Source organism: Micromonospora humidisoli (genome assembly GCF_016900955.1).
Taxonomy (GTDB): domain Bacteria; phylum Actinomycetota; class Actinomycetes; order Mycobacteriales; family Micromonosporaceae; genus Micromonospora; species Micromonospora wenchangensis.
In genome coordinates, this window is sequence record NZ_JAFEUO010000003.1 from 744,473 (window position 1) to 768,180 (window position 23,708).

A 23,708-nucleotide genomic window follows, 5' to 3' on the forward strand; every position below is an offset into this window, starting at 1 on the left:
GTCCGCCGTCGATGACGCGTACGCGACCCGAGGAGGCGCACCAAGAGTGCAGGCGAAGCTGAGCACGATGTTCCAGTCCCTACGAGTCCGCAACTACCGACTCTTCGCCACCGGACAGCTGGTCAAACTGATCGGCGTCTGGATGATGTTCATCGCCCAGGACTGGCTCGTCCTTGAGCTTTCGGACAACTCGGCCACCGCGCTCGGCGTGGTGACCGCCCTGCAGTTCACCCCGGTGCTGCTGCTCACGCTGCTCTCCGGCCGCCTCGCCGACCGGTACGACAAGCGGATGCTGCTCTTCGTCGCCAACTCCGTCTGGACGGTGCTGGCGTTGGGGATGAGCCTCCTGGTGCTCACCGGCCTGGTCGAGCTGTGGCACGTCTTCGCGTTCGCCGCCCTGCTCGGCACCGCCAACGCGGTGGAGACCCCGGTCCGGCAGGCGTTCGTCAGCGAACTCGTCGGCACCACCCTGCTGCCCAACGCGCTCTCCCTCAACGCGGCCGTGTTCAACTCGGCCCGGATCATCGGCCCCGCCGTCGCCGGCTTGGCCATCGCCGCGTTCGACGTCGGCCCGGTCTTCCTGTTCACCGCCGTCAGCTCCATCGCCCCGCTGGCCAACGTGGTCCGGATGCGCCCGGCCGAGCTGTACCGCAAGGAACTTCCGCCGCTCGGCGAGCGGGACTCGGCGAAGGTCGTCGACGGGCTGCGCTACGTCCGTAGCCGCCCCGACCTGCTGCTGCCGATGGTGGTCATGTCGGTGATCGGGATGTCGCTGTTCAACTTCCAGCTCACCCTCGCCGCGCTGGCCAAGACGGTGTTCCACACCGGGGCCGCCTCGTTCGGCCTGTTCAGCACCGCACTGGCGGTCGGCGCGCTGGTCGGGGCGCTCGCCGGCACCGGTCGGCGCAGCCGTCCCTCGGTCTGGCTGGTGCTCGGCGCGGCCGTCGGCTGCGCGGCCTTCGGCACCCTGGTCGGCCTCGCCCCGGCGTACTGGCTGGTGGTGACCCTCCTCCTGCCGACCGGCTTCTTCATGGTCTTCTTCGCCCAGGCGGCCAACCAGCGGGTGCAGCTCGGCACCGACGCCGCCTTCCGGGGCCGGGTGATGGCGCTGTGGGTGCTGGTGTTCCTGGGCACCAACCCGGTCGGCGCGCCGATCATCGGCTGGGTCGCCGAGACCTTCGGCGCCGGGGCGAGCATCTGGATGGGTGGGCTCATCTCCCTGGCCACCGCCCTGCTCGCGCTCACCTGGCAACTGCGGCGCTCCGGTGCTCGGCTGCGCTTCCGGGTGCTGCCGATGCCGCGTTTCTACGTGGTGCCCGGCCCCCGTCTGCTCACCCCCGGCGGGCGGTGAGCGGTGCCGCCGCCCGGCGGCGGACACGCACAGCGTTCAGATAGCAACAAAGCGGTGGCGCGCGGGCCCGCCGGGCCTTAGCGTCGAGGTGTGGCAGGCGGGAGCGCGCTGACGCTGGTAATGGCGTTCCTCGCCATGGCATGCCTGCCGGCGGCGTTCGCCCTGGTCTTCTGCTATGACGAGATCCTCGACCGGGTGGCCTGCGGGTGGGCCGAGTGGCGGGAACGCCGCCGGGAACGCCGCACCATCGCCCGGCTCGACCGGGCCCTCGCCACCGACCCGGTCACCCGCGACCTCGACCTGACCGAGCTGGACCGGGCCGACCGCCGTCCCCTCGAACTCCTCGCCGCCGACCTGCGCCGGCTCGGCCGCCACCGGCTCGCCGCGGGCGGCCGTTCGGTGGTCTGGCACAGCTCGGTGATCGAGGCGTACGACGACCGGCTCCGCGCGGCCTGCCGGGCACTGGGGATCCCCGAGCACCTGGCCGAGCTGACCGGGGTCGACCGGGAGATCGAACGGGTCCGGGTCGAAGGGCTGCTCGCCGGGGCGGGCCTCGCGTTGCCGGCCACCCGCGCCGACCGCCGCCCCCGCGACCGGCGGGCGTGAGACTCTTCGTCGCGGTCTACCCGCCGCCGTCCGTCGTCGCCGACGTGACCGCCCGGGTGGCCCGGCTGCGGGTGGGTGCGGCCACCGCCGCCGGCCTCGACATACGCCTGGCGCAGCCGGCGCACCTGCACGTCACGCTGGCCTTTCTCGGTGAGGTGGCACCCGGTCGACTGCCCGGGGTCCAGGGTGCCCTCGCAGCGGCGGCCGGGACCGCCCGGGCCGGCTGGGACGGCCCGCCCCGGTTGCGGCTGGGCGGTGGGGGCTGCTTCGGCCAGGGCCGCTCCACGGTGCTCTGGGTGGACGTGCTGGGGGAGGTGTCGGCGCTGCGTACCCTGGCCCGGCTGATCCGCGCCGAGCTGGACCGGGCCGGCCTGCCGTACGACGGGAAGCCGTTCCGCCCGCACCTGACGGTGGCCCGCCCCGGGGACCGGCTCACCCCGTCCGAGGTGGAGGCCGACCGGCTCGCCCTCGACGCCCACCTCGGCCCGCCCTGGCCCGCCACCGACCTGGTGCTGGTCCACAGCCGCCCCGGCCCCCACCACACCCACCTGACCAGCTGGCCGCTCTGACCTACCCGGCCGCCCGCGCGCAACCGGGGGCGACACAGCGGTGTCCGAGTCACCCGGACCCCGGCACGCCGCCCCCGTTGAGTTGATCACGGGTCGGGCCGGCGGCCCGTCAGACCAGGGTCACCAGGCCCATGCCTCCGGGCCGGGGCCGCCGTTGCCGACCGGTGGGAACAGCTCGTCGAGCCGCTGCTCCGTCGCCTCGTCGATCTGCACCGAGAGCGCCCCCAGGGTGTTGTCGAGCTGCGCCACCGTACGCGGGCCGATGATCGGGGCGGTCACCCCGGGCCGGGAGAGCAGCCAGGCCAACGCCACGTCGGCCGGGTCCTGACCCAACTCCGCGCAGAACTTCTCGTACGCCTCGATGGCCGGCCGGTGCGCGGCGAGCCCGTCGGCGGCCCGACCGGCGGTGCCCCGCGCGGCCCCGCCCTCGGCCATCTTGCGCAGCACTCCGGAGAGCAGCCCGCCGTGCAGCGGCGACCACGGGATGACCCCCAGCCCGTAGTGCTGCGCGGCCGGGATCACCTCCAGCTCGACGTGTCGGGTGAGCAGGTTGTAGATGGACTGCTCGGCGACCAGACCGAGGAAGTTGCGCTTCCCGGCGGCGGCCTGCGCCTGGGCGATGTGCCAACCGGCGAAGTTGGACGATCCGACGTAGATCACCTTGCCCTGCGCGACCAGGGTCTCCATCGCCTGCCAGATCTCCTCCCACGGGGTGCTCCGCGAGACGTGGTGCATCTGGTAGAGGTCGATCACGTCGGTCTGGAGCCGACGCAGCGAGTCCTCACAGGCCCGGACGATGTGCCGGGCGCTCAGGCCCTGGTCGTTGGGCCACTCGCTCATCTTGCCGTAGACCTTGGTGGCCAGGACGACCCGGTCCCGCCGGCCGCCGCCCTGGGCGAACCAGCGGCCGATGATCTGCTCGGTGATCCCCTCGCCGGTCTGCCAGCCGTACACGTTGGCGGTGTCGAAGAAGTTGATGCCGTGTTCGAGCGCCCGGTCCATGATGGCGAAACTGTCCGGCTCGGACGTCTGCGGCCCGAAGTTCATCGTGCCGAGGCAGAGCCGGCTCACCGACAGGCCGGTGCGTCCCAGATTCGTGTACTCCATGACCCCACCCTGACACGCGCGGCGGGACGCCGCCGGGCACTGCCAGGGTGGAGCCTCGGGTCAGGAGGACTCGCGGGCCGCCGGGCCGCTGCCGAAGAGGACGTCGTCCCAGCTCGGCAGGCGCTTACGCGGCTTGCCCGAGGCGTCCGTCGACTCGCCACCGGCGGCGGCTGCGGCCGTGCCGGTGCGACGCGGCCGGAGCACCGCCAGCGACGGCACGGCCGGGACCTCCTTCGGCGCGTCCGAATCGTCGTCGAAGGCGGAACCCTGCCCACCGCCGAGCAGCGCGGCGGCGCCACCGCCGACGGCCCGCTGCCGGGGGGCGTCGGCACCGGCCAGCGCGGCCGGGGACCGCGGGTCGAGACCCCGCCCCGAGGTGCCGCCGAGCGGACGGTCCAGCGAGGCCAGCAACGCGTCCCGGCCGGCCCGGATCGGGTCCCGGCCCGGTCGGGCCTGCTCGCTGGCGGCCGGCAGGCCGTGCCCGCCCCGGCTCGGCTCACCACGCGACGGGCCGGGCAGCGCGTGACCGCCCCGCTCCGGTGCCGGCTCCTGGCCGAGGATCGGCATGGGACGCTCGGCGCACAGGTACTGCGCCATGTCGTCGTGCGGGGTGACGTTCTGCCGGAGCTTGTCGAGGTCCCAGACGGCCTGCGCGGTGGCCTTGCCCGACGGCCAGGTGGCGATGATCCGCCAGGTGCCGTCGTCGCGCCGGAAGGCGTCCCAGGAGATCTTCTCGGTGTCGATACCGTGCTGGGCCAGCCGGCCGTTGACCACCTCGGCCAGCGGGGTTGCCTTCTCGGCGCCCTTGAGCCGGGTGCGCCGGGCGTGCTGGGCGAGCATGGCCCGTTCCTGGAGCACCGGGCCGGCGTAGCGCAGCACCCGGTCGACGGGGACGCCGGCGATCCGGGCGACGTCCTCGGCGGACTCGCCGGAGCGGATGCGGGCCTGGATGTCGCGGGGGGACAGCGACGGGGTCGGGTCGGCCCCGACCGGGACGACGGCGAGCGGCGGCGTGCCGGGCTCGGCGTGCAGCACGGTCGCGATGCGTTCGTCGATGGGGAGGGCGAGCAGGCGCCCGACCTCGTCGGCGAGCACCAGCGCCTGGCCGTCCTCGGAGAGGGCGACGAAGCGTACTGGGCGCATGGCGTAGCCTCCGTCCCGCTTCGCTGGCCGTCACGCCACGAGCCGGCCACCCGGGCGTCCTCGCACCACCGTACGCCCATCTGCCCACAGGTGGGGGAGGTGAATCCGCATGTCGCGACTGAGCTGCGGCAATGATCACAGTGGGTGGCCGCAGCAGCCGCTGCGACCACCCACCGTGACGGGTGTGATCAGAGCCGCTCGACCACGTAGTCGATCGCGGCGGTGAGCGCCTCCACGTCGGACGGCTCCACCGCCGGGAAGAGGGCGACCCGCAGCTGGTTGCGGCCGAGCTTGCGGTACGGCTCGGTATCGACGATCCCGTTGGCCCGCAGCACCTTGGCGATCGCGGCGGCGTCGACCCCGTCGGCGAAGTCGACGGTGGCGACCACGTTGGAGCGCAGCGTCGGATCGGTGACGAACGGGGTGGCGAACCCGGACCGCTCGGCCCAGCCGTAGACGATCCCGGCGCTCTCGGCGGTGCGCTTGGCCGCCCAGCTCAGGCCGCCCTGCGAGTTCATCCAGTCGGTCTGCTCGGCGGCCAGGAAGATGGTCGCCAGCGCCGGGGTGTTGTAGGTCTGCTCCAGCCGCGAGTTGTCGATCGCGGTGACCAGGTCGAGGAAGGCCGGGATGTAGCGGCCCGAGCCCTTGATCTCGGCGGCCCGCTCCAGCGCGGCCGGCGACATCAGGGCCAGCCAGAGGCCGCCGTCGGAGCCGAAGCACTTCTGCGGGGCGAAGTAGTAGACGTCGGTCTCGCCGACGTTGACGTCCAGACCGCCGGCCCCGGAGGTGGCGTCGACCAGCAGCAGCGAGCCCGGGTCGGCGTCGGCGACCCGGCCGATCGGCACCGCGACACCCGTGGAGGTCTCGTTGTGCGGGGTGGCGTAGACGTCCACCCCGGCCTCGGCGACCAGGCTCGGCGCGCTGCCCGGCTCGGCCTTGCGCACGGTCGGCTCGCCGAGGAACGGCGCGTCCTTGACCGACTTCGCGAACTTCGCGCCGAACTCGCCGAAGCTGGCGAACTGGGCCCGGTCGCGGACCAGCCCGAAGGTGGCGACCTCCCAGAAGGCGGTGGTGCCGCCGTTGCCGAGGACCACCTCGTAGCCCTCGGGGAGGGAGAAGAACTCGGCCAGGCCCCGGCGGAGCCGGGCGACCTCGGCCCGGACGGTCTGCTGCCGGTGCGAGGTGCCCAGGAAGGTGGTCGCCACGTCGGCGAGCGCGGAGACCGCCGCCGGACGTACCTTGGACGGCCCGCAGCCGAACCGCCCGTCGGCGGGCTTGATGTCGTCGGGAATCCGGATGGTCGGTGCGTCAGCCACGGTTTTCTCGATCCTTCCGCATGGGCGAGGGCGGGCCCTTCAACGGGCGCGGAGCCGCGCCGGACGTGCGCTGGCGCACGTCGTGGCCGGATCCGGGCCTGGTCCGGCGACACTGCCGGCCTTCATCCTCGCACCCGTGGCGGCCCGGATGCCGGCTGGTCCCAGGCCCGGGGCTGAGGCGTCGGACACACCGGGGGCGGGTGGCCGGCGACGCGTCAGGGGCGTCGACCGGCCGGTCGACGCCCCTGCGCGGAGCGGGTGTGCTCAGACGCCGTGCGGGATAGCGTCCCAGCCCTCGACCTGCTGCGGCTTGCGGGTGCCCGGCCCGACGTAGCGGGCCGACGGCCGGACGAGCCGCTGGAGCTTCTTCTGCTCCAGGATGTGCGCCGACCAGCCGCCCATCCGGGCGCAGGTGAACATCGAGGTGAACATGTGCGCCGGCACCTCGGCGAAGTCGAGCACCACGGCCGACCAGAACTCGACGTTGGTGGCGAGGACCCGGTCCGGGCGGCGGGCCTGTAGCTCGGCCAGGGCGGCCTTCTCCAGCGCCTCGGCCACCTCGAAACGGGGTGCGCCCAGCTCCCGGGCGGTGCGCCGGAGCACCCGGGCGCGCGGGTCCTCGGCCCGGTAGACCCGGTGACCGAAGCCCATCAGCCGCTCGCCCCGGTCGAGGACGCCCTTGACGTAACCCTCGGCGTCGCCGCTGCGCTCGACGGCCTCCAGCATGGTGAGCACCCGCGACGGCGCGCCGCCGTGCAGCGGGCCGGAGAGCGCGCCGATGCCCGAGGAGATGCAGGCCGCCGCGTCGGCCCCGGTGGAGGCGACGATCCGGGCGGTGAAGGTGGAGGCGTTCAGGCCGTGCTCGGCGGCCGAGATGAAGTACGCGTCGACGGCCTTGACGTGCCGCGGGTCGGGCTCGCCGCGCCAGCGCTTCATGAACCGCTCGACGATCGTCTCCGCCTTGTCGATCTCCTTCTGCGGCACCGCCGGCAGGCCCAGCCCACGGGCGGACTGGGCGACGAAGGACAGCGCGGTGACCGAGACCCGGGCCAGGTCGGCGCGGGCCTGGACGTCGGAGATGTCGAGCAGCTGACTGAGCCCCCAGTACGGCGCGAGCATGGCGACCGCGGACTGCACGTCGACGCGGATGTCGCCGGAGTGCACCGGCACCGGGAACGGCTCGGCGGGCGGTAGGCCGGGGCCGAAGCGGCCGTCGACCAGCAGGGCCCAGACGTTGCCGAAGGAGACCTGGCCGATCAGATCCTCGATGTCCACGCCCCGGTAGCGCAGCGCGCCACCCTCGCGGTCCGGTTCGGCGATCTCGGTCTCGAAGGCCACGACGCCTTCGAGGCCCGGTTTGAAGTCGGCCATTTCGTCTCCTGGCTTCTGGCTCGGTGCGCCCGTTACGGGCTTGGTCCGGCCCGGTACCTACGGCGACCCTCAGGGATGTCTCCTCGTCATCTTGCCTGGTGAGTAACCAAGCGCGCGACCCGCTGCGACTGTGCTGCACACGACATCCCCGCCGCTGGACGCCGGGGTGCGCTCCGTGAGACTGATCGGTGGGCCGACCGGCGTCGCCGGGACGCGGGACGGCCGGCATGAGGAGGACGACGTGACGGGCGACACACCCGCGCTGGCGGCCATGCGGCACGAATACGCCGCCGACCTGGGACTTTCCGAGCCGGATCTGGCCGCCGACTGGCCCACCCAGTTCGGCCGCTGGCTCGCCGACGCGGTCACCGCCGGCCTGCCCGAGCCGAACGCGATGGTCCTCGGCACCGCCGACGCCGCCGGCCGGCCCAGCGGCCGTACCGTGCTGCTCAAGGAGTACGACCCGCAGGGGTTCGTCTTCTTCACCAACCACGGCTCGCGCAAGGGCACCGAGCTGGCCGACAACCCGTGGGCCAGCCTGGTCTTCCCCTGGTTCGCGATGCAGCGGCAGGTGGTGGTGAGCGGTCGGGTGGAGCACGTCGACCGGCCCGGGACCGAGGCGTACTTCGCCTCCCGGCCGCGCGGCTCCCAGCTCGGGGCCTGGGCGAGCACCCAGTCGGCGGTGGTGCCGGACCGGGCCGCGCTCGAGGAGGCGTACCGGGAGGTGGCGGAGCGGTTCCCGGCCGGCACGCCGGTCCCGACGCCTCCGTACTGGGGTGGGTTCCGGGTCCGGCCGGAGACGGTGGAGTTCTGGCAGGGCCGGGCCGGGCGGCTGCACGACCGGCTGCGGTTCCGTCGGGCCGAGGGGGGCGACTGGGTCGTCGAGCGGCTGGCCCCGTGACCGCGGTCACACCGGCCCGGACGGGTCGGGCCCGCCGGCTGGCCATCGACCTGCGTCCGCTGCGGGTTCCCGCGTACCGCCGGATGTGGCTCGGCAACACGGTGGCGATGTTCGGGTTCCAGTTCACCGCGGTCGCCGTGCCGGTGGAGATGTACGCGCTGACCCGGGACTCGTTCTGGGTCGGGCTGCTCGGGGTGGCGGGTTTCCTGCCGCTACTGGTCTTCGGCCTGTGGGGCGGGGCGGTGGCCGACGCCCGGGACCGGCGGCGGGTGCTGCTGGTCGGCTCGGCGCTGCTCTGGGTGTCGATGCTCGGCCTGCTCGGGCACGCGCTGTCCGGGATCGGCAGCCCGGTGCTGCTGCTGGCGCTGGTGACCGTGCACTCGATCGCGTTCGCGATCAGCTCGCCGGCCCGGTCGGCGATCCTGCCCCGGCTGCTCCCGCCCGAGCTGGTCCCGGCGGGCAGCACCCTGAACTACACCACCTTCACCGCCGCGTCGGTGGCCGGCCCGCTCGCCGCCGGCCTGGTCTTCGCCACCTTCGGCACCGACGCCGGGCTGCCGGTCGCCTACACCGCCGACGCGCTGCTGTTCACCGCGCTGGTGGTGGCGACGGTACGGCTGCCCGCGATGCCCCCGGCCCCACCGACCGAGGGGGAGGTGCGCCGGGGTGGCCTGGCCGGCATCCTCGACGGGTTCCGCTACCTGGCCACCACGCCGGTGCTGCTCTCCTCGTTCGCCATCGACCTGATCGCGATGATCCTGGCCATGCCCCGGGCGCTCTTCCCCGAGGTGGCGCAGGAACGGTTCGGCGGCGGGGCGGCGGTGGGCTGGCTCTACAGCGCCATCGCGATCGGCGCGATGCTGGGCGGCCTGACCTCCGGCTGGATCGGCCGGCTGCGGCGGCAGGGGCTCGCCCTGGTGGTGGCGGTGGTCGGCTGGGGGCTGGCCATCGCGGCGGCCGGGCTGGCCCGGCAGCTGTGGCTGGTGGTGCTGCTGCTCGCGGTGGCCGGGGCGGCGGACCTGGTCAGCGCGGTGCTGCGGCAGTCGATGCTGCTGGTCTACGCGCCGGACCGGATGCGCGGCCGGCTCCAGGGGGTGAACACGGTGGTGGTGGCCGGCGGGCCCCGGCTGGGTGACCTGCGGGCCGGGGCGATGGCCGCCGGGTTCGGTGGCTCGGTCGCCTGGGTCGCCGGCGGGCTGCTCTCGGCCGGGTTGGCGGTGCTGCTGGTGGCGTGCTTCCCGGCCCTGCTGCGCTACCGGGCCGGCACGGTGACGGAGGACCGCAGCTGACCGCACGCCCGGTGGGACGGGTGCGCCGGGTCCGGCGGGCCGGGCCGGGCACCGACTAAGGTCACGACATGGACAACACTGCGCACCGCCCGCCCTCGGGGACACAGTGGACCATCGCCGCCGACGGCCACGAGGCCGTCATCGTCGAGGTCGGCGGCGGGGTACGGACCTACCGGCGGGACGGGGTCGACTACCTCGACGGGTACGCCGAGGACGAGATCAGCCCCGGTAGCGCCGGGCACGTGCTGGCGCCCTGGCCGAACCGGATCAGGGACGGGCAATACTCCTTCGGCGGCCGGTCGTTGCAGCTGGACCTGACCGAGCCGGCCCGGGGGGTCGCCCTGCACGGCCTGGTCAACTGGGTGCGCTGGCAGCCGGTCGAGGAATCGGCCGACGCGGTGACCCTCGGTTACGATCTGCCGCCGACCCCCGGCTACCCGTGGTCGCTGCGGCTGCGGACCCGGTGGAGTGTGGGGGTGGACGGGTTGCGCGGCGAGCACGAGGTGACCAACACCGGGGCCGAAGCCGCACCGTTCGGGTTCTCGGTGCACCCGTACCTGCGGCTGGCCGGGGTGGCGGTGGACGACCTGACGATGCGGTTGCCGGCCCGTAGCCGGCTCCAGGTCGACGCCCGGCTGCTGCCGATCGGGGCGACCCCGGTGGCCGGCACCGAGTACGACTGGACCACCGCCCGGCCGATCGGCGACGCGCAGCTCGACCTCTGCTTCGGCGACGTGATCCGGGACGACGACGGTGGTTCGTCGGTGACCCTGACCGCCCCGGACGACGCGGACGGGGTGCGCCTGTGGGCCGACCACCACTTCGGCTGGTGGCAGGTCTTCACCGGGGACGCGTTGACCGGCGAGCGGCACCGTCGGTCGGTGGCGGTGGAGCCGATGACCTGCCCGCCGGACGCGTTCCGGTCCGGCCGGGACGTCATCGCGCTGGCCCCGGGGGAGACCTGGCGGGGCACCTGGGGCATCCGGCCCGGGGTCTGAGCATGGAGTTCGGCGAGGTGGTGAGGCGTCGCCGGATGGTGCGCAACTACGACCCGGACCGTCCGGTCCCGCCGGAGGTGGTGCAGCGGCTGCTGGACCACGCGGTCCGGGCGCCGTCGGCCGGCTTCGCCCAGGGCTGGGGTTTCCTGGTGCTGGAGGAGCCGGCGGACCGGGAGCGGTTCTGGACGGCGGCCACGCCCGGCGGTGGGGGGCGGGACCGGTGGCTGGCCGGGATGCGCCGGGCCCCGCTGATCGTGGTGCCGCACGCCAACCGCTCGGCCTACCTGGAGCGCTACGCCGAGCCGGACAAGGGCTGGGTGGACCGCTCGGAGGACCGCTGGCCGGTGCCCTACTGGTACGTCGACACCGGCTTCGCCGCGCTGCTGATGCTGCTCACCGCCGTGGACGAGGGGCTGGGGGCGTGCTTCTTCGGCATTCCACCGGACCGGTTGCCGGCGTACCGGGAGGCGTTCGGGGTGCCGGGGGAGTACCACCCGATCGGCGCGGTCACGGTAGGTTATCGGGCAGTCGACCATCGGTCGCCGTCGCTGCGGCGCGGGCGTCGGCCGGTGGACGAGGTGGTCCGGCGCGGCCGGTGGAGTTGATGCCGGTTCGTACCATCCGCAGCGGGTGCCGGGCTTACGGAAACCGACAACGGGGAGCGGAACGCCGTGTGGCGGGGACGGATAGGCTGGCACCGTGATCGGTGCCGCACGGTGCGGCAGCTCGGCGTGACCCGGCACCACGCCGAGGGTCGGCCCGACCACGGGGAGGGGAGCGTGCCGTGATCTTCAAGGCGGTCCGGGACGGGCGTCCCTATCCGGAGCACAACCTGACGTTGAAGCAGTGGGCGGAGATCCCGCCCCGCCCGTTGCGGTTGGACCAGCTCATCACGACCAAGCGCGAGTTGGCGCTGGACAAGCTCCTCGCCGAGGACTCCACCTTCTACGGCGACCTGTTTCCGCACGTGGTGCAGTGGAACGGTGGCCTCTATCTGGAGGACGGCCTGCACCGGGCGTTGCGCGCGGCGTTGCAGCAGCGCAACCAGATCCACGCCCGGGTGCTGGTCTACAACGGCCAGCCCGAGTGACGCCCGCCTGAGCAGTCGTTAAGGTGGCGGCCATGGGCACCCCGCTGGACCTGCTGGACGTGGACGCCTCGCTCAGCGAGGAGGAACGTCAGATCCGGGCCGTCGTCCGCCGGCTCGTCGACGACCGGGTCCGCCCGCACGTCGCCGGCTGGTACGAGGACGGCGACGTCCCGGCCCGCGACCTGGCCCGCGAGTTCGGCCGCCTCGGCCTGCTCGGCATGCACCTGACCGGGTACGGCTGCGCCGGCGCCTCGATGGTCGCGTACGGGTTGGCCTGCCTGGAGCTGGAGGCCGGCGACTCCGGCGTCCGCTCCCTGGTGTCGGTGCAGGGTTCGCTGGCCATGTACGCCGTCTGGCGCTTCGGCGACGAGGAGCACAAGCAGCGCTGGCTGCCCGCGATGGCCGCCGGCGAGGCGATCGGCTGCTTCGGCCTGACCGAGCCCGACCACGGCTCCGACCCGGCCTCGATGACCACCCGGGCCCGCCGCGACGGCGACGACTGGATCCTCGACGGCGCGAAGATGTGGATCACCAATGCGCCGGTCGCCGACGTCGGGGTGATCTGGGCGCGCACCGACGAGGGGGTGCGGGGTTTCCTCGTACCGATGGACACCCCCGGGGTGACGGCGCGCGAGATCCGCCGCAAGATGTCGCTGCGGGCCTCGGTGACCGGCGAGATCGCCCTCGACGGGGTGCGGCTGCCGGCGGACGCCCTGCTGCCCGGCGCGGTCGGGCTCAAGGCGCCGCTGAGCTGCCTGACCGAGGCCCGGCAGGGCATCGTCTGGGGCGCGCTCGGCGCGGCCCGGGACTGTCTGGAGACGGCGCTGTCGTACGCCGGCACCCGGACCCAGTTCGGTCGGCCGCTGGCCGGCTTCCAGCTCACCCAGGCCAAGCTCGCCGACATGGCGGTGGAGTGGAACAAGGGCCTGCTGCTCGCCCTGCACCTGGGCCGGCTGGCCGACGCGGGCACGCTGCGACCGGACCAGGTCAGCGTGGGCAAGCTGAACAACGTGCGGGAGGCGCTGGCGATCGCCCGGCAGTGCCGGACGATCCTCGGCGCGAACGGGGTCTCCGGCGAGTACCCGGTGATGCGGCACGCCAACAACCTGGAGAGCGTGCTCACCTACGAGGGCACCTCCGAGATCCACCAGCTGGTCGTCGGGCAGCGGCTCACCGGCTTGTCCGCCTTCGGCTGACGTCCTCCCGTCACCCGTTCGGGTCGCTCGCCGCGCGCGCGTCGTACGGTGGCCGTACCGTCATCGACAGAAGCACGTGTCTGACGAGGACGGTGAGGGCGATGGCCCGCGACGGTGAAACCCCCCAGAGTGAGTTCCCCGGCTACCCGACCGCCGACACACTGCGCACCCGGTCGGGCGACCCGGTCGACCCCGACACCCCACCGGCCGACCCGCCCCGCACCGGTGGCGGCCCGGCCCGGGGCCTGCTCTGGGTGCTCGGCGCGGCGGCGTTGGTCGTGGTGGTGCTGCTCGGCACACAGGTGACCGGGATCTTCCCGGAGTTCCGCAACCCGTTCGCCAAGGAACAGACCGACCGCAGCCAGCCGCCGCTGCTCAAGTCGATCCAGGATCTGAGCCGTTACGTGGCGGCCGAGGGCAACTTCCAGGTCGTGGTCGACCTCCAGAACGACCGCGACAACGTGCCGGAGTTCCTGCTCAACCAGCGGACGCTGTTCGTCGGGGCGGGCAGCGTCGAGGCGTACGTCGACTTCGGCAAGATCGGCGAGGGCGCGGTGGTGCCGTCCGCCGACGGCAAGTCCGTCGAAATCAAGCTGCCCGCGCCGCAGCTCGGCGAGACCAACCTCGACATGGACAAGAGCTACGTCTTCGCCGAGGAGCGCGGCCTGTTCAACCGGATCGGCGACCTGGTCAAGGGCGACCCCAACCGGCAGCAGCAGGTCTACCGGATGGCCGAGGAGCGGATCACCGCGGCGGCCCGGGACAGCGGCCTGGCCAAGCGCGCCGAGGAGAACACCCGCAAGATGCTGGAGGGCCTGCTCCGCTCGCTCGGCTACGAGAAGATCACCATCACCTACACGGCCCCCTGACCCGAAGCGGGTTCGACCGCGGTCTTCGTGATCAAGAGGTTTGCGTCAGCGTTGATCTCCAAGTTGACGCAAACCTCTTGATCACCGGGCGCGATCCCGCCGGGCGCGACCGCGCCGGGCGCGACCCTGCCGGGCGCGGTCGCGCCGGGGCGGTCAGTGGCTGGTGGTGGCGTAGCGGTCCTCGTTGGGCATCAGGATCCACAGCACCAGGTAGATGATCACCTGCGTGCCGGGCAGCAGCAGCGACAGCAGGAACAGCAGCCGGACCAGCGTGGCCGAGGTGTTGAACCGGCGGGCCAGGCCGGCACAGACACCGGCGAGCATGCGCCCCTCGCGGGGTCGGACCAGTTTGCGACTCATCGTCGTACTCCCACTCTGCGGCGATCCGCCGCGCTGCGTTCCACGGTAGGAAGGGGCGGCCACCGTGCCCTCCGTCCCGAGGGTGATCCGGTGACCCGGTACCCGTAGGTGGTTACCCGAGTCGACCCCGGCCGACGCCTGCCGACGCGACGACGGGGTGCGGACGACGGGGTGCGGTGGGCCGGGGCGGGTAGGCTCGCCGATCGACACCGCCCCACCCCGGGCGGGATCAGCAGGTCACCGGGGACCCCGGCGGCCACGGACCCGGCCGGACCCGGCACCACCGGGCGGCGGCGAGGAAGCGCAGCGATGATCAGTGTCTTCGACCTCTTCAGTGTCGGCATCGGCCCGTCCAGCTCCCACACGGTGGGCCCGATGCGGGCCGGGCGCACCTTCGTCGCCGGGCTGAAGGCCGACGGGCTGCTGCACACCGTCACCCGGGTCGGGGCCGAACTGTTCGGCTCGCTGGGCGCGACCGGCCACGGCCACGGCAGCGACCGGGCGGTGCTGCTCGGGTTGGCCGGCGAGAGCCCGGAGACGGTGGACACCGACAGCGTCGGCCCCCGGGTCGCCGAGATCCGCGCCCGTCGCCGGCTGGCCCTGCTCGGCAGCCAGGAGATCGACTTCGAACCGGACCGGGACCTGGTGCTGCACCGCCGCCGGTCGCTGCCGTACCACCCGAACGGGATGGTCTTCTCGGCCTGGGACGCGGCGGGCGCACAGCTGCGCACCCGGACGTACTACTCGGTCGGTGGCGGGTTCGTGGTGGACGAGGCGGCGGCCGGGGCGGACCGGATCACCGCCGACACCACCGCCGTGCGGCACCCCTTCTCGACCGGTGCCGAACTACTCGACGTCACCGCCGGCACCGGCCTGTCGATCAGCGGGGTGATGCTCGCCAACGAGCTGTCCTGGCGCAGCGAGGCGGACGTGCGGGCCGGGCTGCTGGACATCTGGCGGGTGATGCGGGAGTGCGTGGCCCGGGGCGGCACCCGCGACGGCGTACTGCCGGGCGGGTTGCGGGTCCGGCGGCGCGCCGCCGAGTTGCGCCGCAGCCTGGAGGCCAACGCGGGCGCGACCGACCCGCTGCGCGTGATGGACTGGGTGACCCTGTTCGCGCTCGCGGTCAACGAGGAGAACGCCGCCGGTGGCCGGGTGGTGACCGCCCCGACGAACGGTGCGGCCGGGATCATCCCGGCGGTGCTGCACTACTACACCCGGTTCGTGCCCGACGCCTCCGACGAGGGGGTGGTGCGGTTCCTGCTGGCCGCCGGGGCGATCGGGGTGCTGTTCAAGGAGAACGCCTCGATCTCCGGGGCCGAGGTGGGCTGCCAGGGCGAGGTCGGGTCGGCATGCTCGATGGCCGCCGCCGGGCTGGCCGAGGCGCTCGGCGGCACCCCCGAGCAGGTGGAGAACGCCGCCGAGATCGGCATGGAGCACAACCTCGGGTTGACCTGCGACCCGGTCGGGGGGCTGGTGCAGATCCCCTGCATCGAACGCAACGCGGTGGCTAGCATCAAGGCGATCACGGCGGCCCGGCTCGCGCTGCGCGGCGACGGGGTGCACCACGTCTCGCTCGACAAGGTCATCAAGACCATGCGCGAGACCGGGGCGGACATGAAGGTCAAGTACAAGGAGACGGCACGCGGCGGCCTGGCCGTCAACGTGATCGAGTGCTGAGGGGCGTTCGTTCACCGGCTGCTAACCTGTCGTCCGTTGTTGTCAGGCGGGAGGCGACGGTGACCGCAGGCGTCACGGCGTTGTGGTCGCACCGCAACTCGCTGCGCATCCTGGTCAGACGCGACCTCGCGGTGAAGTACCAGCAATCCGTGCTCGGTTACCTCTGGTCGCTGATCGAGCCGCTGGGGATGGGCGCGATCTACTTCTTCGTCTTCGGGGTGCTCTATTCCGGGCCGACCAACAGGCACCTCGGCGAGGCCGCCGGGTCGTACCCGCTGTTCCTGGTCACCGGCATCTTCGCCTGGATGTGGACCAGCTCGGCGCTGAGCGAGGCGACCAACGCGCTGACCGGGCAGTCCCGCCTGATCACCACCATGAACGTGCCCCGGCAGGTCTTCCCGATCGGCCGGGTCACCGGCCGGTTCGCCGAGTACGTCGCCGGCCTGCCGATCCTGCTGGCCGTCGCCGTCGTCTACGCCGCCAACGGCCGGATCGAGCTGGGCTGGTCGCTGCTGAGTTTGCCGCTGGCCGTCGCCGTGCAGGGCACCCTGCTGATCGGGCTGGCCCTGCTGCTGTCCGCGGCGAACGTGCTGATGCGCGACGTGGAACGGCTCATGCGGCTGGTCATCCGGGTGCTGTTCTACGCCACCCCGATCATCTACCCGCTCAGCCTGGTCCGGGAGTCGGGCATGCCGGGCTGGGTGAAGGTGGCGTACGAGCTGAACCCGCTGGTCGGCATCTTCCAGCTCCAGCACGCCATCTGGTACCCGGACGAGTTCCCCGACGCCCGGCTGCTGACCACCACGATCGCCGGCAGCCTGCTGGTGCTGGCGGCCGGCTGGTGGGCGTTCCGCCGGCTCGAACCGGCCGTGCTGAAGGAACTGTAGGTGCCGCCGATCATCGAGGCGCAGGGTCTCGGCATCCGCTTCGTCCGCAACCGGCGTCGGCAGCTGCGGCTGCGGGAGCTGTTCATCCACCGGGGCGGCCGGGCCGCCTCCGGCCAGTTCTGGCCGCTGCGGGACGTCTCGTTCACCGTCGCGCCGGGTGACACGCTGGGCGTGATCGGGCGCAACGGCACCGGCAAGAGCACCCTGCTGCGGCTGATCGCCGGGGTGCTCATCCCCGACGAGGGGCGGATCACCGTCTCCGGTGACGTCGCGCCGCTGCTGGAACTGTCGGCCGGCTTCTCCAACGACCTGACCGGCCGGGAGAACCTCTACCTGGTCGGCGGGCTGCACGGGCTCTCCACCGGCTACCTGCGGCGGCACTTCGACGACATCGTCGGGTTCGCCGGTGAGCAGGTGGAACGGGCCATCGACACCTCGGTACGGCACTACTCGTCGGGGATGAAGGTGCGGCTCGGGTTCGCGATCATCTCGCACCTGCCGCACCCGATCCTGCTGATGGACGAGGTGACCGCGGTGGGCGACGCGGAGTTCCGCCAGAAGTGTTACTCGACGATCGACCGACTGCTCGCGGAGGGGCGCACCTTGGTGCTGGTGTCACACAACGAGAAGGACCTGACCCGGTTCTGCCGTCGGGGGCTCTATCTCGACGGCGGGCGGCTGACCGTGGACGGGACGGTCGCCGAGGCGCTCGACGCGTACCACGCCGCGGTGCCGCGATGACCGTGGCGATCGTGCTCGCCGCCGGTGCGTCGGCCGCGGGCCTGCCCACCGGCACGGGTGAACCGCTTGCCGACCGGCTCGCCGGGCAGTTGCACCGGGCCGGGGCACAGCGGGTGCACACCGTCGCCGACCTGCAGGCGCTTGCCGCCCTGGTGGACACCGTCACCGGCCCGGTCCTGGTCACCGGGGGCGACCTGGTCGCGCACACGGCCGTACTGCGGCACCTGGCGACCAGCCCGGTCGGCCCGACGGTGGCCCTGGTGCTCACCGACCCGCCGGCCGCCGGCGCGACGCTGGTGCGCGAGGAGCGCGGGCAGGTGGTCGACGCCGGCCCGGAGCTGCCCGACGCCACCGGCGTCTTCGGCGGCGCGCTGCGGGTCGGCGCGGACGACCTGCCGGCGCTGGCCGCCGCCGCCCGCTCGGCGGCCGTCGCCCCGGCGTCAGGCGTCGCCGTGGACCGGCTGTTCGCCGCGCTGGCCGACCTCGGCACCCTGACCTTCGCCCACCGGGTACGCCTGCTGGTGGCGCACCGGGTCGCCGATCCGGTCGGGCTGGCCGCCGCCGAGACGGCCCTGGCCGGGGTGGACGAGGACCGGGCGCAGCTGCGGCTGTCGGTGAAGGAACGCGACGACTTCTTCACCACCTACTTCGTCAGCACCTGGTCGCCGTACGTGACGAAGGCGTGTGCCCGGCTGGGCCTGACGCCGACCGGGGTCACCATGATCTCGGTGCTGTTCGCGGTGGTCGCGGCGGTGCTCTTCGGCGTCGGTGGCCGGCCCGCCCTGGTGGCCGGCGCGGTCCTGCTCTACCTGGGGTTCGTGCTGGACTGCGTGGACGGGCAGTTGGCCCGCTACACCAGGCACTTCAGCGCCTGGGGCGGCTGGCTGGACACGATGGCCGACCGGGCGAAGGAGTACCTGGTCTACGCCGGGTTGGGCTACGGCGCGACGCACGCCGGGTTCCGCTACGGCTGGGCGCTGGCCATCGCGGCGATGACCCTGCAGACCGTCAGGCACATGACCGACGCCTGGTACGGGGTGCTGCACGACGAGGCGGCCCGGCGTCCCCGCCCGGCCGGCCCGGCCGCCGGGGGGATCGGCGGGAAGCTGAACGCCGCCTCGACCCGGGTGCAGGCGGACACCGGCTCGGTGTCGTACTGGTTGAAGCGCACGGTGGTCTTCCCGATCGGCGAGCGGTGGGCGTTGATCGCGGTCACCGCCGCGCTGTTCGGGCCGCTGGTCAGCCTGGTCTCGGTGCTGGTGTGGGGGGTGCTGGCGTTCGGTTACACGGGCGCGTTGCGGACCCTGCGGGCGCGTTGGATGTGGGTGCCGGTGCTGGACACCGTCGACGCGACGCTGCACCGCGACGACGGGCCGCTGGCGGCCCGGCTGCCGGTGGTCCGGCCGATGGGCCCGTTGACCCTGGCGGTGCTCGGGGTGCTCGGGCCGGCGGTGCTGCTGGTGCTGGGGCTGCTGCGGGTGGCCGGTGCCGGCGACCCGGGCGGGCTGCGCTGGTGGCTGCCGGTGGCGTTGGTGGTGCTGCTGGTCGCCGGGCTGGGTGCGGGCGCGGCGCACAACGGGCCGCTGGACTGGCTGGTGCCGGCGGCGCTGCGGGCCGGGGAGTACCTGTTCGCCGCCGTGGTCGGGGTGATCGGCGGGGTGCCGGCCTGGCTGGTCTTCGGGTACGTCTTCGTGCTGACCGTGCACCACTACGACCTGACCGCCCGGTTGGAGAAGCGGCAGGCGGCGCCACCGTTGCACGCCTGGACGCTGGGCTGGGAGGGGCGTTCGGCGCTGCTGGCGGTGGCGGCGATCGCCGGATTTGCCGCCCCTGCCATGGCTACAATCGGTACGTACCTTCTGGTGGTTTTCGTGGCGAGTGTCGTGCTGGCCTGGGTGGTCCTGCCGGCCCGCGCGGGCCGGGCGGCGGCCGTACCCGTGCGGGGTGCCTCGCCGGGCTGACGACGGGGGCGGGGCGGATGACGCTGATCAGCTTCGTCGTACCGGCCTTCCGGGTGCAGGGCTACCTGCGCGAGTGCCTGGACTCGCTGCTCGGGCAGCCGTACCGGGACATCGAGGTGATCGGGGTCGACGACGGGTCCCCGGACGCCTGCGGCGACATCCTCGACGAGTACGCCGCCCGTGACCCCCGGGTCCGCGCGGTACGCCTGCCGCGCAACGTCGGGCTCGGTCCGGCCCGCAACGCCGGGCTGGACCGGGCCACCGGCGAGTACGTCTGGTTCCTCGACGGCGACGACCGGCTCGCCCCCGACTGCCTGACCGAGGTCGCCGACCGGCTCACCGCCACCCGCCCCGACGTGCTGCTGGTCGACCACGTCCGGGTGCACTGGGACGAGAGCGCCACCCGCAGCGCCCTGCCGGAGGTCTTCGGCGATCCGCCGGGCGCGGCGACGTTCCGGCTGGCGGAGCGGCCCGAGGCGCTGCGCCTGCTGCACACCGCCTGGAACCGGCTGGTCCGCCGGGAGTTCCTGACCGGCCTCGGGCTGCGCTTCGCCCCCGGCTGGTACGAGGACGTCGCGTTCAGCTACCCGGTGCTGCTGGCCGCCGGGCGGATCGGCGTGCTCGACCGGGTCTGCGTGCACTACCGGCAGCGGCGGGCGGGCGCGATCACCCGGACCCTCGACGACCGGCACTTCGAGGTCTTCGACCAGTGGCAGCGGGTGTTCGCCTTCCTCGACGACCGGCCCGAGCTGGCGGGCCTGCGGCCGGCGGTGTTCGAGCGGATGATCTGGCACTACCTCACCGTGCTCGGCAACGGCGACCGGATCGCCCCCGCGCTGCGGCAGGCGTTCTTCCGGCGGATCACCGCCGACCACCGGCGCTTCCGCCCGCCCGGCGGCTACCCGGTGCCGGACGGCGGGGACGGGCTCAAGCACCGGCTGGTCGCCGCCGGCCGGTGGCACATCTTCAGCGCGTTGCGCGCCGTCAACCAGGCCCGGGAGACCGCGCGGGTGACCGGCCGGCGGGTCCGGCCGGTGGCCCGGCGGACCGCCCGGCTGACCCGGGACGCCCTGCTGCACGAGTACTACCGGGCCGAGCTGCGCCGGCCGATCGACCCGACGCTCGCCGTCTACGCCGCCTACTGGTACCGGGGCTACGCCTGCAACCCGGCGGCGGTGCACGCCGCCGCCCGCCGGCTCGCCCCGCAGGTACGGGGGGTGTGGATCGTGCGCCGGGACCGGGTCGACACCCTGCCGCCCGGCACCGAGTACGTCGTGGCCGGCACCCGCGACGCCCAGCGGGTGCTGGCGCGGGCCCGCTGGCTGGTCAACAACGTCAACTTCCCGGACTTCGTGCGCAAGCGTCCCGGCCAGGTGCACGTGCAGACCCACCACGGCACCCCGGTCAAGGTGATGGGCCTGGACCAGCAGCGGTACCCGCTCGGCGCGGTCGGAATGGACTTCGCCGGGCTGCTGCGGCGGGTGGACCGGTGGGACTACAGCATCACCTCCAACGCGTTCTCCACCCAGATGTGGGACCGCGCCTACCCGGCGGACTACGTCCGGCTGGAGGTGGGCTACCCGCGCAACGACCGGCTGGTCACCGCCACCGCCGAGGAGGTGCGCGCGGTCCGGGCCGGGCTCGGGATCGCCCCGGACGAGCGGGTGGTGCTCTACGCGCCGACCCACCGCGAGCACCTGCCCGGCTACCGGCCGCCGTTCGACCCGTACCGGCTGCTGGAGGTGCTCGGGCCGGCCGGCCGGTTGCTGGTGCGCAGCCACTACTTCCACGACCGGGAGGGCCGGGTCCGGCGGCGGGCCGGGGGGCGGGTGGTCGACGTCAGTGACGTCGGCACCGTCGAGGACCTCTACCTGGCCGCCGACGTGCTGGTCACCGACTACTCGTCGGCGATGTTCGACTACGCGGTGCTGGACCGGCCGATCGTGATCTACGCGCCGGACCGGGACGCCTACCGGCTGGCCCGGGGGGTGTACTTCGACGTGACCGCCGAGCCGCCGGGCGCGGTCGCGCTGACCTTCGACCAGTTGCGGGAGGTCTTCCGCTCCGGCGCGGAGGCTGCTCCACCGGCCGAGCGGGCCCGTCGGGCGTTCCGGGAACGGTTCTGCGGCTGGGACGACGGACACGCGGCGGAACGGGTGGTCCGGCGGGTGTTCCTCGGTGAACCGGGGTGAGGATCCGGGCGGATCGCCGTACTGGCCCGTAATAGGGCTGTCATCAGCCGAACATGGCACGTTTACCCGATGTGCTAACCCGATGATGCTCGTCACAGTCAACCCGGGGTTCGGCCAAGCTGGGGGAGGAGACGGTGACCACCGTCGCGCTGAAGGACGTCACAAAGGTATTCCCGGACGGGACGATCGCCGTCGACAACGTCAGTCTCGACGTCGTCGACGGGGAGTTCATGGTGCTGCTGGGCCCGTCCGGCTGCGGGAAGTCGACCGTGTTGCGGATGATCGCGGGCCTGGCCGAGCCGACCACCGGCGCGGTGATGCTCGACGGCGAGGTCGCCAACGACCTGCCGCCGCGTGACCGGAAGATCGCCATGGTCTTCCAGGACTTCGCGCTCTATCCGCACATGTCCGTCGGCGACAACATCGGCTTCCCGCTGAAGCTGTCCGGGGTCGAGCCGGTGCCCCGGGGCGAGCGGGTGCAGGACGTGGCGAGCGCGCTCGGCATCGGCGACGTGCTCGGCCGCAAACCGAGCCAGCTCTCCGGCGGCCAGCGGCAGCGGGTCGCGATGGGCCGGGCGATCGTCCGCCGGCCGGGGTTGTTCCTGATGGACGAGCCGCTGTCCAATCTGGACAGCGGCCTGCGGGCCGAGCTGCGCGCCGAGATCTCCGCGCTGACCCGCGAGCTGGGCGTCACCACCATCTACGTCACCCACGACCAGGCCGAGGCGCTGACCATGGCCGACCGGGTGGCCATCATGCGCAAGGGCGTGCTCCAGGACGTCGGCACCCCCACCCAGGTGTACGGCCGGCCGGCGACCCTCTACGTCGCGGCGTTCCTCGGCAGCCCCCGGATGAACCTGCTGGAGGCGTCGGTCTACGTCCACCTCGACCGGTATGTCACGCTCACCCTCGGCGACCAGGCGCTCTACCTGCCGTGGGACGACATCCGCAGCCGGGCGGTGGCGCACTACCACGGCGAACGGATCGTGGTCGGGATGCGGGCCGAGGCGCTCACCCCGGTCGCCCCGGACACCCCTGGCGACGTGCTCCAGGGCCGGGTGCGTTACCTGGAGCACCACGGGCACGAGTCGCTGGCCTTCCTCGACATCGGCGCCACCGCCATCATGGTCGACGAGATGAGCGCCCCCGCCGACGACGCCGCCCCCGGCCAGCGCGGGCTGCGACGGTTCGGCCAGGTCATGTCCCGGCTCACCGGGCGGGCCACCGACCCGGAGGAGGTCGACCGGACGCCCGGCGGCAACCGCACCAGCGTGTTGAACGACCCCGGCCGCCACCACCGCCGCCCGGCCGAACTGGCGGTCCGGCTGGCCCCGTACCCGGCGATCGCGGCGGGACACCCGATGGCGGTCGCGGTCCGGATGGACGCCCTGCACTTCTTCGACGAGCGCGGCGACCGCATCGACGTCGGCTGGCGCTGACGGTCCGCCGCGGGCACGGTGTGGTCGCGCCATGCAGCCGGGTCCGCTGGAACGGCGGTGTCCGCAGGTCCACCTGACGCAATGTCGGCGACAATCGCGCACGGTATTGGCGGGGTATTTACCCGCGGGTAACGTCAGGGTCATGACCGTTGACTCCCGCGAGGTGGCGGCCGGGGTGCTCCGGGCCGTCCCGTTCGCCCGCACGCTCGGCTTCGAGTTCGTCGAGGTCGCGCCCGAGGCCGAGGGTGGGGTCCGGGCCGTCGTCCGGCTGCCCGACTCGCCGGCCACCCACAACCACGTCGGCGGTCCGCACGCCGGCGCCCTGTTCACCCTCGGCGAGACCGCCTCCGGCGCGGTGGTGATGGCGGCGTTCGGGCAGATGCTCGACCGGGCCACGCCGCTGGCCGTACGGGCCGACATCGCGTACCGGCGGGTGGCGATGGGGGAGGTGCGGGCCACCGCGCGGCTCGGTCGTCCCCCGGCCGAGGTGCTCGCCGAACTGGACGCCGGGCAGCGCCCGGAGTTCCCGGTCGCGGTGGAGATCGGCACCCCCGACGGCACCGTCACCGCCACCATGACCGTCCAGTGGACGCTGCGCCCGAACCGCTGACCCGCGTGGCGGGGTTTGCCCGGTGGGGGTGC

At 73.3% G+C, this 23,708-nt stretch carries 22 protein-coding genes; 17 read left to right on the plus strand and 5 right to left on the minus strand.

Annotation, left to right across the window (positions count from 1 at the left end):
• Positions 1-46: 46 nt before the first annotated feature.
• The 3 genes from JQN84_RS14265 to thpR all read left to right on the plus strand — a co-directional run bounded on the left by JQN84_RS14265 (position 47) and on the right by thpR (position 2,526).
• Positions 47-1,351, plus strand: a complete 1,305-nt coding sequence (locus tag JQN84_RS14265; protein ID WP_204958814.1) for an MFS transporter — start codon at positions 47-49, stop codon at positions 1,349-1,351.
• Between the two features lie 90 nt (positions 1,352-1,441).
• Positions 1,442-1,957: a hypothetical protein gene (locus JQN84_RS14270; protein WP_372445978.1), complete on the plus strand. Its 516-nt coding sequence runs from the start codon at positions 1,442-1,444 to the stop codon at positions 1,955-1,957.
• A complete protein-coding gene (thpR, locus tag JQN84_RS14275; protein WP_204958815.1) occupies positions 1,954-2,526 on the plus strand; it encodes an RNA 2',3'-cyclic phosphodiesterase in 573 nt (190 codons plus the stop codon). Before JQN84_RS14270 ends, thpR begins: the two co-directional genes overlap by 4 nt.
• Positions 2,527-2,646: 120 nt before the next feature.
• Here thpR and JQN84_RS14280 read toward each other — a convergent pair whose 3' ends face one another.
• The 4 genes from JQN84_RS14280 to JQN84_RS14295 form a co-directional block, all read right to left on the minus strand.
• Positions 2,647-3,633, minus strand: coding sequence for an aldo/keto reductase (locus JQN84_RS14280; protein ID WP_204958816.1), 987 nt, complete (start codon positions 3,631-3,633; stop codon positions 2,647-2,649).
• Positions 3,634-3,693: 60 nt separating this feature from the next.
• Entirely contained in the window at positions 3,694-4,776 is a 1,083-nt protein-coding gene (sepH, locus tag JQN84_RS14285; protein WP_204958817.1) for a septation protein SepH, read from the minus strand.
• A 188-nt stretch (positions 4,777-4,964) separates the two neighbouring features.
• Positions 4,965-6,092, minus strand: a complete 1,128-nt coding sequence (serC, locus tag JQN84_RS14290) for a phosphoserine transaminase (protein WP_204958818.1) — start codon at positions 6,090-6,092, stop codon at positions 4,965-4,967.
• A gap of 264 nt (positions 6,093-6,356) precedes the next feature.
• Positions 6,357-7,463, minus strand: coding sequence for a citrate synthase 2 (locus tag JQN84_RS14295; RefSeq protein WP_204958819.1), 1,107 nt, complete (start codon positions 7,461-7,463; stop codon positions 6,357-6,359).
• Positions 7,464-7,734: 271 nt separating this feature from the next.
• Between JQN84_RS14295 and pdxH the strand changes: the two genes are divergently transcribed.
• The 7 genes from pdxH to JQN84_RS14330 all read left to right on the plus strand — a co-directional run bounded on the left by pdxH (position 7,735) and on the right by JQN84_RS14330 (position 13,806).
• Positions 7,735-8,364 (plus strand): pyridoxamine 5'-phosphate oxidase, encoded by a 630-nt coding sequence (gene pdxH, locus JQN84_RS14300; protein WP_204958976.1) that lies wholly within the window; start codon positions 7,735-7,737, stop codon positions 8,362-8,364.
• Complete coding sequence (locus JQN84_RS14305; protein WP_204958820.1) at positions 8,361-9,653, plus strand: MFS transporter; 1,293 nt, start codon at positions 8,361-8,363, stop codon at positions 9,651-9,653. Before pdxH ends, JQN84_RS14305 begins: the two co-directional genes overlap by 4 nt.
• A 68-nt stretch (positions 9,654-9,721) precedes the next feature.
• Complete coding sequence (locus JQN84_RS14310) at positions 9,722-10,651, plus strand: aldose 1-epimerase family protein (protein ID WP_204958821.1); 930 nt, start codon at positions 9,722-9,724, stop codon at positions 10,649-10,651.
• Between the two features lie 2 nt (positions 10,652-10,653).
• Positions 10,654-11,256, plus strand: coding sequence for a nitroreductase family protein (locus tag JQN84_RS14315; RefSeq protein ID WP_204958822.1), 603 nt, complete (start codon positions 10,654-10,656; stop codon positions 11,254-11,256).
• A gap of 179 nt (positions 11,257-11,435) precedes the next feature.
• Entirely contained in the window at positions 11,436-11,741 is a 306-nt protein-coding gene (locus JQN84_RS14320; protein WP_145917627.1) for a type II toxin-antitoxin system VapB family antitoxin, read from the plus strand.
• A gap of 32 nt (positions 11,742-11,773) precedes the next feature.
• Entirely contained in the window at positions 11,774-12,937 is a 1,164-nt protein-coding gene (locus JQN84_RS14325; protein ID WP_204958823.1) for an acyl-CoA dehydrogenase family protein, read from the plus strand.
• A 101-nt stretch (positions 12,938-13,038) separates the two neighbouring features.
• Positions 13,039-13,806: a DUF4230 domain-containing protein gene (locus tag JQN84_RS14330; protein ID WP_204958824.1), complete on the plus strand. Its 768-nt coding sequence runs from the start codon at positions 13,039-13,041 to the stop codon at positions 13,804-13,806.
• Positions 13,807-13,959: 153 nt separating this feature from the next.
• Here JQN84_RS14330 and JQN84_RS14335 read toward each other — a convergent pair whose 3' ends face one another.
• Positions 13,960-14,166, minus strand: coding sequence for a PspC domain-containing protein (locus JQN84_RS14335; protein WP_204958825.1), 207 nt, complete (start codon positions 14,164-14,166; stop codon positions 13,960-13,962).
• A gap of 309 nt (positions 14,167-14,475) precedes the next feature.
• On the opposite strand from JQN84_RS14335, the gene JQN84_RS14340 reads away from it, so the two are divergent.
• The 7 genes from JQN84_RS14340 (at position 14,476) to JQN84_RS14370 (ending at position 23,676) form a co-directional block, all read left to right on the plus strand.
• Positions 14,476-15,846: an L-serine ammonia-lyase gene (locus JQN84_RS14340; protein WP_204958826.1), complete on the plus strand. Its 1,371-nt coding sequence runs from the start codon at positions 14,476-14,478 to the stop codon at positions 15,844-15,846.
• 59 nt (positions 15,847-15,905) lie between these two features.
• Positions 15,906-16,733 (plus strand): ABC transporter permease, encoded by an 828-nt coding sequence (locus JQN84_RS14345; protein ID WP_204958827.1) that lies wholly within the window; start codon positions 15,906-15,908, stop codon positions 16,731-16,733.
• Complete coding sequence (locus tag JQN84_RS14350; protein ID WP_204958828.1) at positions 16,734-17,474, plus strand: ABC transporter ATP-binding protein; 741 nt, start codon at positions 16,734-16,736, stop codon at positions 17,472-17,474.
• Complete coding sequence (locus tag JQN84_RS14355) at positions 17,471-19,435, plus strand: DUF5941 domain-containing protein (RefSeq protein WP_204958829.1); 1,965 nt, start codon at positions 17,471-17,473, stop codon at positions 19,433-19,435. The genes JQN84_RS14350 and JQN84_RS14355 overlap by 4 nt, the downstream gene beginning before the upstream one ends.
• Positions 19,436-19,452: 17 nt before the next feature.
• Positions 19,453-21,627, plus strand: coding sequence for a bifunctional glycosyltransferase/CDP-glycerol:glycerophosphate glycerophosphotransferase (locus JQN84_RS14360; RefSeq protein ID WP_204958830.1), 2,175 nt, complete (start codon positions 19,453-19,455; stop codon positions 21,625-21,627).
• Between the two features lie 134 nt (positions 21,628-21,761).
• Positions 21,762-23,066: an ABC transporter ATP-binding protein gene (locus JQN84_RS14365; protein ID WP_204958831.1), complete on the plus strand. Its 1,305-nt coding sequence runs from the start codon at positions 21,762-21,764 to the stop codon at positions 23,064-23,066.
• A gap of 142 nt (positions 23,067-23,208) precedes the next feature.
• A complete protein-coding gene (locus JQN84_RS14370; RefSeq protein WP_204958832.1) occupies positions 23,209-23,676 on the plus strand; it encodes a DUF4442 domain-containing protein in 468 nt (155 codons plus the stop codon).
• The last annotated feature ends 32 nt before the right edge of the window (positions 23,677-23,708 follow it).